Below are 15,275 nucleotides of genomic sequence, written 5' to 3'. Positions count from 1 at the left end.
CCGTCGGCGAACTGATCGGAGCCGGATGCCCCTCGACCGCGTGCAGCCTCTTGTTCCTCAAGGTGCCGTACGAGACACCCAGCTGCTCGGCCAGGCCGGCCAGCGTCTGCACGTACTTGAGCCGTCCGGCGCGGATCATCGCGTTCGTCCCGTCTTCGATTCGAGGAGGCAGGAGCTCAGGCGATCCCGCCGACAGCGACGTGGCACCCGGACCGACGAACGTCGACCCACGGCAACCACCCCACCAAGGGAGACAAAGATGCCACGTTTTTGTCATGCTCCGCAAGCTCTCACCACCACGCGCCCTCGCCACGGCCACACGAGCGGGACGGTAACCTGGTCAGCGAGTCCCCTCCCGGGTTCGCCTGCGGGGGTGTGATTTCGGTTGGCCGGTGCCCCTTGCCACCCGCTTCGGCGGACCGGGGCACCGGCCGCTTTCATGCCCGGGAACAGGTAGGTACACGGCCCTCGTGGCCTTGGGCCTTCAGCTGAGCCGAACCAGTTCTTCCGCTGCCGGCCGCCGCGGGGAGGGGAGAAGCAGAAGGTCTCTTCCCCTTCGGGGAAGAGGTGTCGCCGGAAGGAAGCGCTGACCCAATGACGGCTGACCTGCGGCTACGCACTCCCATGGATTTCGGGTAGACAACCCGTAGCACAACCCGTAGCGCACCTTGTCCGGCAACCTGTAGTACAACCCGTTGCGCAACCAATAGAGCAACCGGCGTTGAGTCGGCACCGCGGCGTGCCTTGCGGTCGGTGCTGTGCGACGCGGGCGGTGCCGTCGATGGGGACGGAAAAGGCGGCGGACGCCTCACGCAGGTCGATCGCGGCGAGGGCGCGAGGGGCCGCGAGGTTGAACGGCAAGCTGACGTGCCGTCTGCCTTCGGGGCAGCTGCGCCAACAGCTCTACCGAGTCGGCTTCACCACATGCCCCAGGACGACGAGGCCGACTCCCACGGCGTGAAGCGACGGTGAGTCCACGCTCAAGCTGAGCAGCATCAGCAGAGCGCCCCCTCCCCAGAGTCTCGGCTGCCGCACGCGCTGCTGGAGCCAGTGACCCGGCATGCGGCCAAGGAGCAGACCGTGCACGCCGAGAACGGCCCAGACGATGACCAGGATGAACAGCATCAGGCCCAGCAAAACAACGATGAACGTCGTGCCGGGGAGCGGAGCAGTGATGCTTCGAGCTGAGCGGCGCTGGTTTCTTCAGGGGAACCGCAGGTGGCTGACCCAGTGCTGACCCTGCTGACCCGGCTCCGTCCCCCAGGCCGGGGTCAGCATTTGGGCAACCCCTTGACCTGCGCTTTTTGGGGCTCGGGTCAGCGATTGGGTGGGGGGTCCTGAGAAGCATTCACGGCATCACCTGAACGGGAGTCGTCGTGAATGGAACACGGGTTTTTGAGTCGCTGAACGCCGAGTGGGACGTCGTGTGTGCCGAGCCGGGCCACGCGGAAACAGTGCTGGGCTGGCTGCGCGAGGGCGGCATTCCGCTCGCGGACACCGCAACCGCGGGTGGTCTGTCGGAGGTGCTGGCCGAGCTGGGGCGCCGGGGCCGGGCACAGGGGCGTGGGCACAGCGACCGGTGGCTTCGGGTGCTGCTCGAGCGTGCGGGTGGCGAGGGCGCGGGGGCGTTGCTCGCGGCGCGGGTGGTGGTGCAGGCGATGGTGCCGGCCGCGATGCGGCTGACGCGTCGGCTTCAGGCGGGCCGGGACTTCGACGAGACCGGGCAGGTGGTCCTCGCGTGTCTCTTCCAGGTGGTGCGCTGCTTTCCGCTCGGGCGTACGAGCGGGGCCGCGGCGAACTTGCTGTTGGAGACACTGCACCTGGCCAGTCGTGAGCTGAAGGCCGAGGGCGCCGAGTACGACGTCGTGCTGTATCCGTTCCTCGACGAGGTGCTGGTCGGTGAGCCGGCGGTTGACGATCCGGCCGAGGCCGTGTGGGCGGGCGTCCTGGGTCAGCGGGCCGTGCAGGCGGGGCTGCTGCGGGACGGGGAAGGCATCGACGGGGCGCGGGGCGAGCTGGTCGAGCTGTTGGTGTGGGCTGTTGACGCGGGCCGGATGGACGTGGGCCGGGCGCGGCTGATCGCGGAGGAGACCCGGGCCGGGGCACAGCGTGCCGGGGTGTCGGCGGTCGCGTGGCGAAAGCGGCGCAGCCGGGCGGTGCGGCAGATGCGGGCGGTCGCGGAGCAGTGGGTGCAGGCGGCATGACGCCTCATTTTCAGATTTCTCGGATTCGTGGGTCACGTCTGGGCGCTGGCGGCTCCTTGGGGTGGGTGGCGGCAGAGGTACTGCCGGAAAGGGGTGGGCGGGTCATGACGGACCCTGGGCTCACAACAACAGACAGCGACGCGAACGAACAGTCGGATCTCGCCGTGCTGGTGCGGGCACGCCAGAGGCTGCGCGAACTCGTGGTGCAGCTGGAGGTCGCACCGTTCGCACAGCAGACGGCGGAGTCGATGCGCGCGTATCTCGACGAGGACGCCACCCGGGCGAGCTCCGCTTTCGCCCGCTGGCGCCGCCTGCCGGAGCAGAGCCGGACCAGTCAGGTCGGCCAGGCGCTGCGGGGGCATCTGTGAGGCGGCGCACCGAGGACGTAGAACTTCAGGACGTACTGCCGGGTGAGGCCGGTGGGTGGGCGCTGGGTTCCCTCGGCGCCGCCGCCAATGCGGTGACGGTGCTGCGTCGTACGACGTGGGCGCTGATTGTGGCCGGGCCGGTCCTCACGGTGTGGGTGTTGGTCTCGCGGCCCGCTCCGGTGGCGCCGGTGGCTCCGGTCCGCCAGGAGCAGCCCGCGGTGGGGCAGTCGGCGGGGCCGGGCGGGTTCGCGGAGCTGTTCGTCAGCGCGTACCTGGCGGCCGGTGAGGGCACCGAGGACTCCCTCGCCCCGTTCCTGCCGACCGCCCGCGACGTGACGCTGAGGGCCGCTCCGGGGGCGCAGCGGGCGCAGGAGCTCGCGGCGGTGAAGGTGCGCGAGGTGTCGGGCGGGTACTGGTCGGTGACCGTCGCCGCCCGCGTCGTCCCCAGCGGGGCGACGGACACCAAGGCGAAGCCTGAGGGCAGGTCGGGGTCGGAGGCGGGCTCGGCTCCGTCGAGGGCGGTGCTGCGGTACTTCCAGGTCGCGGTGCGCTCCGGTGCAGGCGGGGCGTTGTCGGCGGCCGCGCTTCCCGCGGAGGTCGCAGCACCGGTCTCGGGTGAAGCGCCGGCCCTGGCGTACGGGCAGTCCGTGCCCGTACCGGCCGCGGATCCGGCCGGGCAAACGCTGACGGGGTTCTTCGCCGCGTACCTGGCCGGGAGCGGACAGCTGGACCGCTATCTCTCCCCCGGCACCACACTGTCCGCCGTCTCGCCCGCGCCGTACTCGCGGGTCGAGGTCGCGCAAGTTGCCGAGACCGGCACCAACGACCCGGGTGCGCAGCAATCGACGCCAGCCGACGGGGCGCGGCGGGAGCTGTTGGTGCAGGTCGCCGCGACGGATGCGGCCGGACAGGAGCGGCCGCTGGTGTACGCCATCGCGATCACCGCGCGGGACGGGCGCTGGGAGATCGGGTCCGTGGAGGGAGCTCCCGTGCTGAGCAAGGGCTCGGCGCGGGCCGATGAGAAGGAGGCGCAGTGATGCATGCGGATGTGATGGTGCTGGCGGGGGCGGTCGACGACGTCGACCGGCTGGCCCAGAAGGTGACGACGCTGCTGAGCGGCTCGGTGATGCTGCTGATGGTGGTGGCCGCCGTAGTGGTCACGTGGGCGAAGTCGAAGTCGGTGGTGGCGGCATTCGTCGCGGCGCTGGGTGGCGCGGCGCTCTGGTTCGTGGTGCTGAACGCGCCCATGTTCCGCGACAGCGTCGGTGACGACCTCACCCCCAGCAGCAGTAGCAGTAGCGCGGTCCACGGGGCGGGCCCCGAGAGCGCGGTCGTCCAGAGCTACGCCCCGTCGCCTGATCGGGGTGAGCAGCGGTGAGCAGCGCGGTGGTGGCCGGTTCGGGGCCGGAGGTGCTCGTCGGGCGGTGTTACACGCGATCTCGGCGGCATCCGTTGATGATCGGTCGGTGGCCCGGCGGGCGCGGCCGGATCTGGGGCGGGCCCTACACGGTGCCGCAGATGGTCGTTCTCGCCGGGTCACTGACCCTGCTGCTGCTGACCCGGGCGGTGTGGGCGCACTTCGGGCTCCTCAACTACGTGCTCGCGCTCGGCATGCCGTACGGGCTGTCCCTGCTGGTACGGCATGTGCAGGTCGACGGCCGTAGCCCGCTGTCGGTGGCCGCCAGTTCGCTCGGGCTGCTGACCCGGCCCTCCGGTGGCCGGCTCGGCGGGCGCCCCCTCAAGGCTCTGCGCGGTCGGCGGCCGGTGATCGGGGTGTGCAGCATCACCTGGGCCCCGGATGGAGCGGTACGGGCCCCAGAGCAGACGGTTGCCGCGCCGAGGCTCCGCGCCTCCCGGGCCGGTACGGGCGTGCCCGGCTCGGGGAGCGCCTTGCGCCCGGGCGCAGTTGCTCGTCGTTGCGTCGACCGCGACCAGGGCGACGACCTCGACCAGGACGACGTCGTCCTCCCGCCCACGGGCGGTCTCGGGGCAGCAGGGCGGGACTCGGCCGACGCGAATGGCGCAGGTGGGGCCGGTAGGGACGGGGCCTTGGTGGAGCGGCCGGTGCCGGTCGCCGCGGCGCTGCTGGCAGCCCGCCGCCGCAAGGTCCGGGAAGACGTGAGCGATCCGCGTGGTGCGCGGCGAGGGGTGTGATCCGGGGTGCGGATGCCGATCCGGCATGTGGCCGGGAATGTGATGTGGACGGTGCACGGGCAGGTCTGGGCGGTGTACCGGGTGGCGGGGTCGGGCGGCGGTGATACGTCGCGGCGTTCGAAGGACCGGCGGCTGGGGCAGCTGGAGGCGCTGGTCAAGTCGCTGACGGGTGAGTCGATGCTGCTGAGCCTGTGCCCGGCCGTCGACCCTGAGAGCGTCCTGGCGAAGATGACGACGGGCATCGACCTGACGGTCTCTGCCCGCTACCGGGAGTCCACCGAGCTGCTGCGCGGGCAGCTGGAGCAGCTGGAGCTGACCGGCCGTACCGACTGGCTCGCCGTCCCCTTGCCGTTGGCCCGTGGAGAGGCGGTACGCGAGGTGTTCGCCGCCGCCCGGGCCGACGTCGCCCTGCAGCTGGGGTTGCTGCCGCGGCCGGTGTCGGCGCGTGAGGAGGGCGAGCGCCTGGCCCAGGCCGAGCGGATGGCGTCGATGTGGCCGTCGGGGATCGCGCTGCGGGCCGCGACGACACCCGAAATCCTGTGGATCTACGGCCACAGCGCCCGGCGCGGCCTGCTCGAACCCGTACTTCCCGAAGGGGAACAGGCACGAAGGCGCGGGCGGGGCCGGGGCGCTGCGTCACTCGGGCAGGTCGCGCTCGCTGAAGGCGGCAACCTTCTGGAGGACCTGGAGGACGACGACGACGGCGGGGTGAACGTGGGCTGGGGCCCTCACCGTACGGGCCACGGAGCTGTTCATGGCCGGGCCGGAAGGCGCGGGCGCCGGCGCGGGCGCAAGACAGGGCCGGTGAGTCCGTTCGCGCGGCGGTGGCTGGAGGTCACGACGGAGTGGGGTCCGTCGTATCAGGTGATGCTCGCTCTGGCGGAGATGCCGGAGGCGTTCGTGTTTCCCGGCTCGGAGTACCTGGCTTCCCTGGACGCGTTTTCGTTCCCGGTGGACTGGGTGGTGCGGTTGCATGTGTCCTCCGGGGCCGAGGCGGAGGCGAAGACCCGGCGCCAGGCGCGCGAGCTCGCCCATCAGTACGCCGAGTACGAGGGCGAGAGTGCCGGTGTGCCGGCCAGCGTCGACAAGGCCGTCGGCGGTCTGGATGAGTACCGCGAGCGGCTGACCGCGTCGAGTACCGAGGTCGAGGTGCGGGCGATGGCCGCGCTGTGTGTCTGGGGCGGCACCCCCGAGGAGGCGGAGCGGCGTGCCGGGGAGCTGGCCGGGCACTTCGCCGGCAACGAGTACACCTTCGCCCGGCCGCGCGGGGAGCAGGAGAACCTCTGGTACGGGATGCTGCCCGGCACCCGCACCCCGCAGGTCATGGCCCAGTACGCCCAGTACTTGCTGGCGCGGGACTTCGCGATGGCCGCCCCGTTCAACGGCGGCGGGCTCGGCGACAGCACCGGGCCCCTGTTCGGGCTCCAGCTCGCCGGAGGCGGCGTACGCCCTGTGCTCACCGACTGGACACGCGGCCCCAGGGAGAACACGTCGGCGACGGCGGCGTTCATCGGGGAACTCGGCGCGGGCAAGTCGACCGCGATGAAAGCGGCGGTGTACTCAGTACTCGCAGCTGGCCGCAGAACAAGAGGGAGCTACCGGCGCGGCCGTGTCGTGATCGTGGACCGGACCCCACGTCAGGAATGGCTCCGCTACGCCCAGGCGTGCCCGGGCCAGACCGAGTGCATCACCATCGACGATCACGCCCGCATCTCCCTCGACCCTTTGCGGACCTTCACCGGCCGCGAAGCCCAACGCTTCACCGAGTCGTTTCTGACGTTGTTGCTGGGGCTCGCGCCGATGAGCGACGAAGGCATTGCTCTGTCCGAGGCGATCGAGACCGTCCTCGCCCAGCCGCATCCCTCGATGCGGGTCCTGGTCGAGGAGCTCACCAACCGCGGCACCTTGGGCGACGCCTGCTCGGCGATGGCCGCCCGCAGGCTGTCCGCTGTGCGCCGCAAGGACCTCGCCCGGGCGGTGTTCGACGAGACGCTGCCCGTGGTGAGGGGTTCGTCGGCCGACACCCTCGTCTTCTCCGTGGCCTCGCTCGCGCTGCCGACGAAGAGCGAGCTGCGCGAGGGTCGGCTGGAGAAGATGGAGTTCGAGAAGGTCTTCGGCCGGGCCGTGATGTACCTGATCGCCGCGCTGTGCCGGAAGATCGTGTACGCGGACCTGGACGAGTTCGCGCTCGTGGTGTGGGACGAGTGCTGGTGGCTGACCTCCAGCCCCGAAGGTCTCGCCCTGGCCCTGGAGCTCGTACGCGACGGGCGCAAGCACGGCGCCGGCGCCCTGTTCGGCGGGCACGACGACGAAGACATCGGCTCCGGGGACTTGGAGGACGGGCAGATCCTGCGCGGCCTCATCCCCCGCAAGTTCGTCTTCCGGCACACCGACGTCACCCTCGCCCGCCGCGCCCTGACGTTCCTGGGCTGCGACCCCAACGACCAGGACCTCCTCGCGCTCGTCACCACCGGGCTCTCGCCCAACAGCCCCGAGCTGAGCGATGACGAGCGTGCCGCCCGGGCCGGCGAGTGCCTGCACCGCGACCTCACCGGCCGGATCGGCGCCATGCAGATCACCCTGCCCGCCGACGAGCAAGCCGTCGCCCACATCCACTCCCAGCCCCTGCAGAGCACCACGGCATGACCCTGCGGCGGGCCGGGACACCGGCACAGACCAAGGACCAGCCCCGGGCCCGGGACGCAGCCGCCGAACGCGGCCGCAGCGGCTTGAACCGGGGCCGGTACGGACGTGTTCCCCTTCGGGGCGCGGCCCGGGCGCTGGGCGGGCGCGTTCCCGTACGCGTGCTGCGTGTAGTGCGCGGTGTGCGGCGGTGGTTGCGGCCGGGGAGGAGCATGGCGGCCGGGCTCGTCCTCCTCGCGCTCTCGTGCCTGATGTCCGTCGTACTCGCCGGTGTGGCCGCCCACGCGGCGCCCAGCCCGACGCCGTCCCCGTCGGCCAGCCGCGGGCTGCTCGACAACCCGTTCGTGCCCGGCCCTCAGGGGCCCGTTCCGGGTACGTCCGGGTCCACGTCCTCTCCCCCGATGCTGCCTGGGCCGCCGAACCCGCTCAAGCCGAGCCCGCTGGTACCCAGCCCATCAGCCACGGACAACGGCCTCTCCGACCTCCTCGACGATGCGCGTGCGAAGGAGGAACGCGAGAAGAGGGAAGCCGCCGAGGAGGAGCAGCGCAAGGAGAAGAAGGCCCAAGAGGAGTTCGACAAGAAGGTCGACGCGTACAAGAAGGACCGGGCGGCCCAGGGCGGGGTGCTGTCCGCGTTCGAGGTGACCGACCGGGACGGGAATCCGGTCAGCTCGTACCGCATCTACGCCGACACCGGTGACTGGAAGGACTGGGACCTGAGCATTGAGGGGTTCCTCGTCGACATGCTTTTCCTGGCCATCAAGTGGGCAGTGAGCTTCGCGTGCTTCCTCATCTCCTGGAGCCTGTCGTTCTTCCTGGCCGGGCTCCTGCTGAAGCCGGCCCTCCAGGTCTCGACGTCGCTGTACGGCAGCGTCGTCACCCAGCTCGGGCTTCCGCTGCTCTTCCTGACCGTCACCATGGTCGTGGCCGCCTTCCATCTGCTCTTCGGGAACCGGGTGCGGGGCTGGGGCGAGATGGCGGCCGCGCTGGTCATCTCCGCACTCGCCATCGGGGCACTCGCCTCTCCCCCGCAGCTCCTGCTCAGCAAGGACACCGGGGCCGTGGCGAGCGTACGGAACCTCGCCGTGGAGACGGCCGCCCTGGTCCTGGACAAGGAACCCATCGACACCACACGGCCCACCACCGACGCCGGATGGGAGAAGAAGCCGTCCGGGCACAGCGTCGGTGAGCAGGTGCGCTCCGCACCCAGCGCGCTGGCCCGGCCGATCACCGACGCCCTCGTCGACGCGTTCGTGGCCCGGCCCGCGATGCTCCTGTCCTACGGGCAGACCTTCGACGGGAAGTGCGGGAAGGAGTTCCGTGACTCCCGGATCGAGCAGGCCGTCTACGACCAGGAAGTCGACCAGCGCAAGGAGAAGGGCAAGTCCTTCCTCAAGCACATCCCCGGCCTCGGGGTCGCGCTGCCCGGCCCGGTGAAGGACTGGCTCCTCGACACCACCGTGGACGTGGCCACCGACGAAGTGATGAACATGATCCACGGCTCGGGGCCGGTCGCCAGCTTCGAGAAGGACTGCGTCAAGGACGCCGGCACGGTGAAGAAGGCGTCGATGGACAAGGTCGGCGGCGCCGCGTTCATGCTCCTGGCCGCGTTCCTCACCTGCGCGTTCATCACCGTCCTCGGATGCGGGTTCCTCTTCGCGCAGGTCAACATCGCCATCGAGGCGATGATCGCGAAAGTAGCCCTGGCCGCCGGCATCCTGCCCGGCCCCGGGCGGGCATGGCTGTGGGAACGGGCCGCGGCCATCGCCCGCAGCCTCGCCCTCATGCTGGCCTGCGTCACCTCCCTGGCCGTATTCGTGGTCGTCGTCAACACCGTCCTCAACACCCCGGAGAGCGATCTGCCCGGCGGGTTGACCGTGCGGTTCATCGTGCTCGACGGCATCTGCGTCGCCGCGTTCCTCTACCGCCGCAAACTCGCCCGCACCACCAAGGGCATGGTCACCCGGGTCCGCCAGCGGCTCGGGAACAGCCCCCTGGGCGGGGCCGCCACCACGCCCCCGGGGCGGGAGCGGCGCGGAGTCGGGAAGCGGCTGGTCCTCGGCGGGCTCGCCCTCGGCGCCGCAGTGGCCACCGGCGGCACCAGCACCGCGCTCGGCACAGCAGCCCGGATCGGCGGCGGGCGCGCGGCCGCCGGGATCACCACGCGCCTGGCCCGCACCGGCGGCCGCACCGCAACCGGACTGGCCAACGCCGCCGAACGCACCGTCCGGGCAGGAGCACGCACCGCCGTACGGGCCGGGAGGGTCGGGCTCCAGGCCACCGTCGGCCTGCCCGTCTACGGGCCCCGCGTCGCGCGCCGGGTCGGGCCCGCCGTGTCCGCGCTGCCGGGGCAGGCATCCGCGCGCCTCTCGGGTGCGGTCCGGCAACTGCACGACCGGAGGCAGGAGATGAGCACCCGGGTCCAGCCGGCTCTCGAACTCGGCCGGGAAGCCCGGCACAACGTGCGCTCTCTGGGACGCATCGTCCGCGGCCGCCCCGGCCTCGGCGCCTACCACCCCGCCACACCGCCGGCCCCGACGCCGGTCCCGCAGCAGGCTCCGCCGACTGTGCCCGCGGCCCGCCGCCTCCCCGCACCCACCACCCCGGCCGCCGAACCGGGGGCCGCAGAGCCGGGGTCCGGACCGGACCGGGCGCCGCGACCGGGCGGTGTGCGGCGGCGGCCGGCTCCCCGGCGCGGTCTCCAGCCGCCCGCCAGCGCGGCGCACGCACGCCTCCACCAACAACTCCACCGCGTACGGCACAACCGCGCCACCGACCCGGCGCCCGCGCCGCGCGCACCGGGGCAGCCGCGTACCGGGCGCCGCCGGAGAGGGCCGGGAGCAGCGTGACCGGGAAGGGGAAGGTGTTCCTGGCCGGGTCGGCGCTCCTGGCGCCGGTCGTCCTGGTCCTCGGACTGGTGGTGCTGTTCGTCGCGGCCGTCGCCAACGGGGCGGCCGGCCACGAAGAAGCAGAAGCCGCCCCTGTCGCGGGGGCGGGCGGGGCGCCGGGGAAGGTGGCGGGGATCAACCCGGTGATGCTGTCCGCCTACACGCGCGCCTCCAGCCAGGTCACTTCTGTGCGGCCGAAGTGCAAGGGCATGCGGTGGTCCGTCATCGCGGGGATCGGGAAGGTCGAGTCGAACCACGCCGCCGGGCGCACCGTCGCCGCCAACGGGAACATCACCCCGCACATCCTCGGTGTCAGGCTCAACGGCTCCGGCGTCGGCGGCAACCGCACCTCGTTCACGGACACCGACCGCGGCCGGCTCGACGGCGACACCTCGTACGACCGGGCGGTCGGCCCCATGCAGTTCCTGCCCTCCACCTGGAACGGACCCACCGGGCAGGACGGCAACAACGACGGCCTCAAAGACCCGCACAACGCGTTCGACGCCGCGCTCGGCACCGCCGCTTACCTCTGCGGCACCACCGCCACCAACCTGAAGAAGACCGACCAACTACGCAAGGCGATCTACCGCTACAACCACTCCAACACCTACGTGAACGACGTCACCGGCTACGTCGCCGAGTACGACGCCCTGCCCGTCGGCACTGGCGGGAGTGCGGCGGCGGCCGGGCAGGCCGGGGCGGTGATCAGGGCTGCGAGCGCCGAGATCGGCACACCGTATGTGTGGGGCGGGGGCAGTACCACCGGGCCGACCAAGGGCGGCTACGACTGCTCCGGCCTCATGCTCTACGCCTTCCACACGGGCGCGGGTGTCGCCCTTCCTCGCACCTCCCAGCAGATGCGCCACACCGGCACGCACGTCGACCGCGCGGACATGCAGCCCGGCGACCTCATCGTGATCAACAACGACGGGAACTGGGGACACGTCGGCCTCTACACCGGCAACCACACCATGATCCACGCACCCCGGCCCGGCAAGACCGTCGAGACCACATCCCTGGCCGGGTACTGGGAGAAGTACGACTGGGACGTGCGAAGGGTGCTGTAGCGCCCGGGCCTCGGCCGGTGGCGGAGGCCCGGGCGGCTCGGCCGCGGGCCAAGATCCCGTCGGAACATCGGCCGGCAGCCAGACAGCCATGGGGCGGTATGCCTCGGCCCTCCACGGCGAACGTACGAGTCTGGCCTCCCGGCTTGCGAGCTGACGAAACTTCTTCGCGATTCGCTGTCACGTTTCGACCCGACGGCGTCCTTGTGGTGGGTGCGAACGGCAGAGCGCCGTCGTTTGGGAGGTGCGCATGGCTGGGGTGCCTGATGTTGCCGCCGGTCCGGACTGGCTGGTGGGGGCGGTGCGGGGCAGCCGGTGGTGGGTGCTGGCCGGGTGCGTGGGCGCCGTGTGCGTCTGGAGGGCGGTGCGGTGGTGGTGGCTTCGGCGGGCACGGATCATGCTGTCGGACAGGACGGTGGTGGCCCTGGTGCCGGCTGCCGGGTTCGATCCGTCGCCCGAAGAGATCGACCGGCATGCCGCGCGGCTCGCGAGGGTGCCGGCGGTTGTCGGTTGGGCGCCGCGGCGAGGTATGGCCGTGCGGCTGCGTCTCTCCAGTACGCAGAGCCAGCTCTCATATCGGCTGGAGGGCCCGTCCCAAGCGTCGGCGCTGCTTCAGCTCCAGGATTTCGCTGACGTCGATGTCGTCGATCCGTACGCGAGTCACGACGTGCCCCGGATCCGGTTCGACGGCGCTCCCCCTCTCCTGAGGGAGAGCACTGCCGAAAGGACGGGCGCATGAGCATCGACCTGGAGAAGACGCCGTCTGCCGGCGAAGGCGCCGACGACGAGGGCTGGCTCTACGTGGCCCGGGCGGAGTTGGTGCTCGCCCGGCCCGATCACCGCCAGCTGACAGCAGCCGCTCTGAACCCGGATCCGCTGCAATTGATGGCCTCCGCCTGTGCCCATGCCGATGCCGAGCTGGGTGAGGAGGTCCAGCTCGTTGTCGACCTGGTGCCGGTGTCGGGGCCGCGCGTGGCGAGGTGGAGACGGCGGCTGCTGCGGCGTGCGCAGCAGCGCGGGCCGTCGGCGTTCGGTGAGCAGCTGTCCGGTGCGGACGGTGCGGGGCCGGGCGGGCGGTGGTGGTCGAACGTGGCCGGCGGTCTGAACGCCGGCGGTCGGGAACGCGGGCAGGGCACCGGCCGGGCGCCGCGTGCCTCGGACCTGGCCGCCGGAGTGGGAAAGTTCCTGCCGACAGCCGACGCCACAGTCTTCGCGGCACAGGTCCTGCTGCGGGCCGTTGCCCCTCATCCGGGGCAGGCGCAGGGGCTTTTGCAGCGGGCCTTGGCGGTGATGGATGCGTGGTCGGGTGAGAACTGGTGGCGTCCGCGCGGGCCGCGGTTCGGTGCGTGGCATCCGTACAGCGATGTGTGGTGGCTGCGTCGCAGCTTCGACCGCCGGTTCGAGACCGGAGAGTTCGCGCCGTCGCGGCGCCAGTGGGTGACGGGGCGGGAGATCGCCGCGCTCCTGAAGCCGCCGTCGGTGCACTGCGCGGCGTCGAACGTGGTGCGTACCGGGGGTGTGGTGCCGGCGGCTCCGTCGCGGCTGCCGGAGTGGACCGGTCAGCCCGGGGTGGTGCCGCTGGGACTGGTGACCGGGCCGGACGGGCGGGAGCGGCTGGGGGCGGTGCCACAGGAGGATGTGCTGTTCGGGGCGGGGCTGGGGCGATCGGGTTTCGGGAAGTCGGAGCTCGCGCTGCTCCAGGCGCTGACGCTTGCCTATGCGGGGTTCGGGGTGTGGTTCCTGGACCCGCACGGTGCGGCGGTCCAGCGCGCACTCCCCTACCTGACCCATCCCACACTGACAGGCCGGGTGCTGCTGATCGACGTGAGCGTCAAGGACCCCACGGCCCGGATCGGCGCGTGGAACCCGCTGTCGATGGAAGGCCGGGATGTCCACCAGGTCCAGGAGGTCGTCGGCGCGGTCGTGGGCGGGCTCGCCTCGGCGCAGGGGTGGGGGATCGGGCGCCGCGTGCGCGAGCGATCCTGTCCCACGCCGTGCAGGTCCTGGCCCACCTCGCGCTCCTGATGTGCGCGCAGGGGCGGCCCGACCTTCAGCCCACCCTTTTCTCGATCACCCGGCTGCTGACCGACGAGGAGTGGCGGACACACGTCCTCAAGCAGCTGCCGAAGCGTCTTTCCCGGTTCTGGCAGCTGACGTTCCCGCAGTACGAGGCGGGGGCGGTCCCCGTCGTGACGCAGATGCTGGAGCAGCTGGAGACGTCGGACTCGCTGCGGGCGTTCCTGGGGCAGCCGCGGTCGACGTACGACGTGCGGGCCGCGATGGACGAGAACAAGATCGTGATGCTCCGCTGCTCCGGCTCAGGGAGCGCGGACCAGATCATCACGAGCCTGCTGCTGTTCGATCTTTTCCTGGCCGGTCTGTCGCGTGAGGGGGTGCCGCAGGAGGACCTGGCGACGATGTTCGCGTTCGCGGACGAGCTGACCGCGATCGACGGCGCCTCCCGCGGCTACGTCGCCGCGATCCTGGAGCAGCTGCGCAAGTACGAGGTGCGGCTGATGGGGCTCACACAGATGGTGATGCGCCTGTCGGAAGAGACCCGCCAGGCCCTGATGCAGAACCAGTCCCTGCTGACCGCTACCGGCGCGGACCACAACGAGGCCGCGTTCGTCGCCAAGCGCCTGGGCGGGATCGCGCCCGAGGTGCTGGAGCAGCTGGCGAAGTACCAGTACGTGGCCTCGACCATGCTCGACGGCGAACGCACCACACCTTTCCGGGTCCGGGGCGTCGCGGTCCACCAGGCCCTGGCCGACTACCACCGCCCCGACCTCATGCCCACGCTCGACGAGGCAATAGACCGCAACCTCAAACGGCGCCCCGTCGGAGAGGTCCTGCGCCTTCTCGACGGGGACGAGGACCAGCTAACGGGTCTCGACGACACGATCCTGACCCACCTCAAGAACCTCACATCCACGCAGAAGACCCCACCATCGAGCAGAGCGAGGTCGCCTGATGCCCCACCCCCTTGCCGAAGCACCCACGGGGAGCGTCTCCCGGTTCAGTCAGCGGCTGCTGCCTCTCCTGTACCAGCACCGGCTGATGTCCACCAGCCAGCTTCACCGCCTCCTGACACCGCACACGAAGCGCCCGGAGTACCTGCTGCGCCAGCTACGGCACCTCCGCACCACGGGACTCGTCGAGTCCGTCGACCGGCGCGCCAGCCGACTGGGGCGCTGTGAGCTGCTCTGGCACGTCACGCCTGCGGGCTGTGAGGTCGTCGAGGCCAGTAGCGCTGTGACCACGCGCTCGTACCGGATGAGCACCAGGGCGGCCGCTTCCCAGCTCCAGGAGCACACCCTCGCTGTCGTCGATACGGGAATCACGTTCACGAAATGGGCCGAGCATCTGGGTGATGAATGCGGCGCCCTGGACTGGGAGCCGGAGCTCGCGCACCGCGTCCGTGAGGGTGACAACCGCATGGGCGACGACGCGTTCCTCATCCCGGACGCGGTCCTGCGCTACACCCACACCACGCAGGAGGGGCGCCGGCAGATGCTGACGTTCTTCCTCGAAGTCGACCGGGCCACGATGCAGGTCGCCCGCCTCGGCCAGAAGCTCAGCACGTACGCCCGATACGCGACGTACACGCCGCTGGCGGGCAGGCGCCGGCAGGCCCGGGGTGCCCGGGAGGCGTGGCGCGACCGGTACCCAGTCTTCCCCAGGTTGCTGATCATCCTGTCCGGCGCCGGGCCGGCGGCGCTCGCGCGCCGGACGACGGACCTGCGCGCTCTCGCGGCGGTCGACCCGCGGCTCTCCCAGGGCGGGCTGCTGCGTGCAGGGGTCACGACCGCCGAACTCCTCAAGGAAAAGGGCCCGTTCGCGCCGGTCGTCACGCCGCTCCTCGGCCCGCCGGAGTTGACGAACGTACTGCTCACCCCGTTTCAGACCACGTGACGACACGATGCGCTGGAGGATTTCCCGATGAACCGCTATGCC

13 protein-coding genes are annotated in these 15,275 nt (G+C 71.3%); 12 read left to right on the top strand and 1 reads right to left on the bottom strand.

Annotated features, from left to right (window positions below; all coding sequences use genetic code 11):
* Positions 1-903 precede the first annotated feature (903 nt).
* Positions 904-1,125, bottom strand: a complete 222-nt coding sequence (locus NEH16_RS33070; RefSeq protein WP_265546870.1) for a hypothetical protein — start codon at positions 1,123-1,125, stop codon at positions 904-906.
* 251 nt (positions 1,126-1,376) lie between these two features.
* Between NEH16_RS33070 and NEH16_RS33065 the strand changes: the two genes are divergently transcribed.
* From NEH16_RS33065 to NEH16_RS33010, 12 genes are all read left to right on the top strand, one after another.
* Positions 1,377-2,204, top strand: a complete 828-nt coding sequence (locus NEH16_RS33065; protein WP_265546869.1) for a hypothetical protein — start codon at positions 1,377-1,379, stop codon at positions 2,202-2,204.
* Between the two features lie 104 nt (positions 2,205-2,308).
* Positions 2,309-2,572, top strand: a complete 264-nt coding sequence (locus NEH16_RS33060; RefSeq protein ID WP_265546867.1) for a hypothetical protein — start codon at positions 2,309-2,311, stop codon at positions 2,570-2,572.
* A complete protein-coding gene (locus NEH16_RS33055) occupies positions 2,569-3,609 on the top strand; it encodes a conjugal transfer protein (protein ID WP_265546865.1) in 1,041 nt (346 codons plus the stop codon). The genes NEH16_RS33060 and NEH16_RS33055 overlap by 4 nt, the downstream gene beginning before the upstream one ends.
* Positions 3,609-3,950, top strand: coding sequence for a hypothetical protein (locus tag NEH16_RS33050; RefSeq protein ID WP_265546864.1), 342 nt, complete (start codon positions 3,609-3,611; stop codon positions 3,948-3,950). Before NEH16_RS33055 ends, NEH16_RS33050 begins: the two co-directional genes overlap by 1 nt.
* A 77-nt stretch (positions 3,951-4,027) precedes the next feature.
* On the top strand, positions 4,028-4,726 hold the full coding sequence (locus NEH16_RS33045; RefSeq protein WP_265546863.1) for a hypothetical protein: 699 nt from the start codon (positions 4,028-4,030) through the stop codon (positions 4,724-4,726).
* Positions 4,727-4,738: 12 nt separating this feature from the next.
* A complete protein-coding gene (locus tag NEH16_RS33040) occupies positions 4,739-7,372 on the top strand; it encodes an ATP-binding protein (RefSeq protein WP_265546862.1) in 2,634 nt (877 codons plus the stop codon).
* A 209-nt stretch (positions 7,373-7,581) separates the two neighbouring features.
* On the top strand, positions 7,582-10,218 hold the full coding sequence (locus NEH16_RS33035; protein ID WP_265546861.1) for a hypothetical protein: 2,637 nt from the start codon (positions 7,582-7,584) through the stop codon (positions 10,216-10,218).
* Positions 10,215-11,324 (top strand): C40 family peptidase, encoded by a 1,110-nt coding sequence (locus NEH16_RS33030; protein ID WP_265546859.1) that lies wholly within the window; start codon positions 10,215-10,217, stop codon positions 11,322-11,324. The genes NEH16_RS33035 and NEH16_RS33030 overlap by 4 nt, the downstream gene beginning before the upstream one ends.
* A gap of 247 nt (positions 11,325-11,571) precedes the next feature.
* A complete protein-coding gene (locus tag NEH16_RS33025) occupies positions 11,572-12,060 on the top strand; it encodes a hypothetical protein (RefSeq protein WP_265546858.1) in 489 nt (162 codons plus the stop codon).
* Entirely contained in the window at positions 12,057-13,346 is a 1,290-nt protein-coding gene (locus NEH16_RS33020; protein ID WP_265546857.1) for a hypothetical protein, read from the top strand. Before NEH16_RS33025 ends, NEH16_RS33020 begins: the two co-directional genes overlap by 4 nt.
* Positions 13,316-14,518 carry a hypothetical protein gene (locus tag NEH16_RS33015; protein ID WP_265546856.1) on the top strand — a complete coding sequence of 401 codons (1,203 nt, stop codon included), beginning with the start codon at positions 13,316-13,318 and terminating at the stop codon, positions 14,516-14,518. Before NEH16_RS33020 ends, NEH16_RS33015 begins: the two co-directional genes overlap by 31 nt.
* Complete coding sequence (locus NEH16_RS33010) at positions 14,406-15,233, top strand: replication-relaxation family protein (RefSeq protein WP_265547487.1); 828 nt, start codon at positions 14,406-14,408, stop codon at positions 15,231-15,233. The genes NEH16_RS33015 and NEH16_RS33010 overlap by 113 nt, the downstream gene beginning before the upstream one ends.
* Positions 15,234-15,275: the final 42 nt, after the last annotated feature.

The organism is Streptomyces drozdowiczii (genome assembly GCF_026167665.1).
GTDB lineage: Bacteria > Actinomycetota > Actinomycetes > Streptomycetales > Streptomycetaceae > Streptomyces > Streptomyces drozdowiczii_A.
This window is presented reverse-complemented; position numbering and strand designations above follow the sequence as displayed.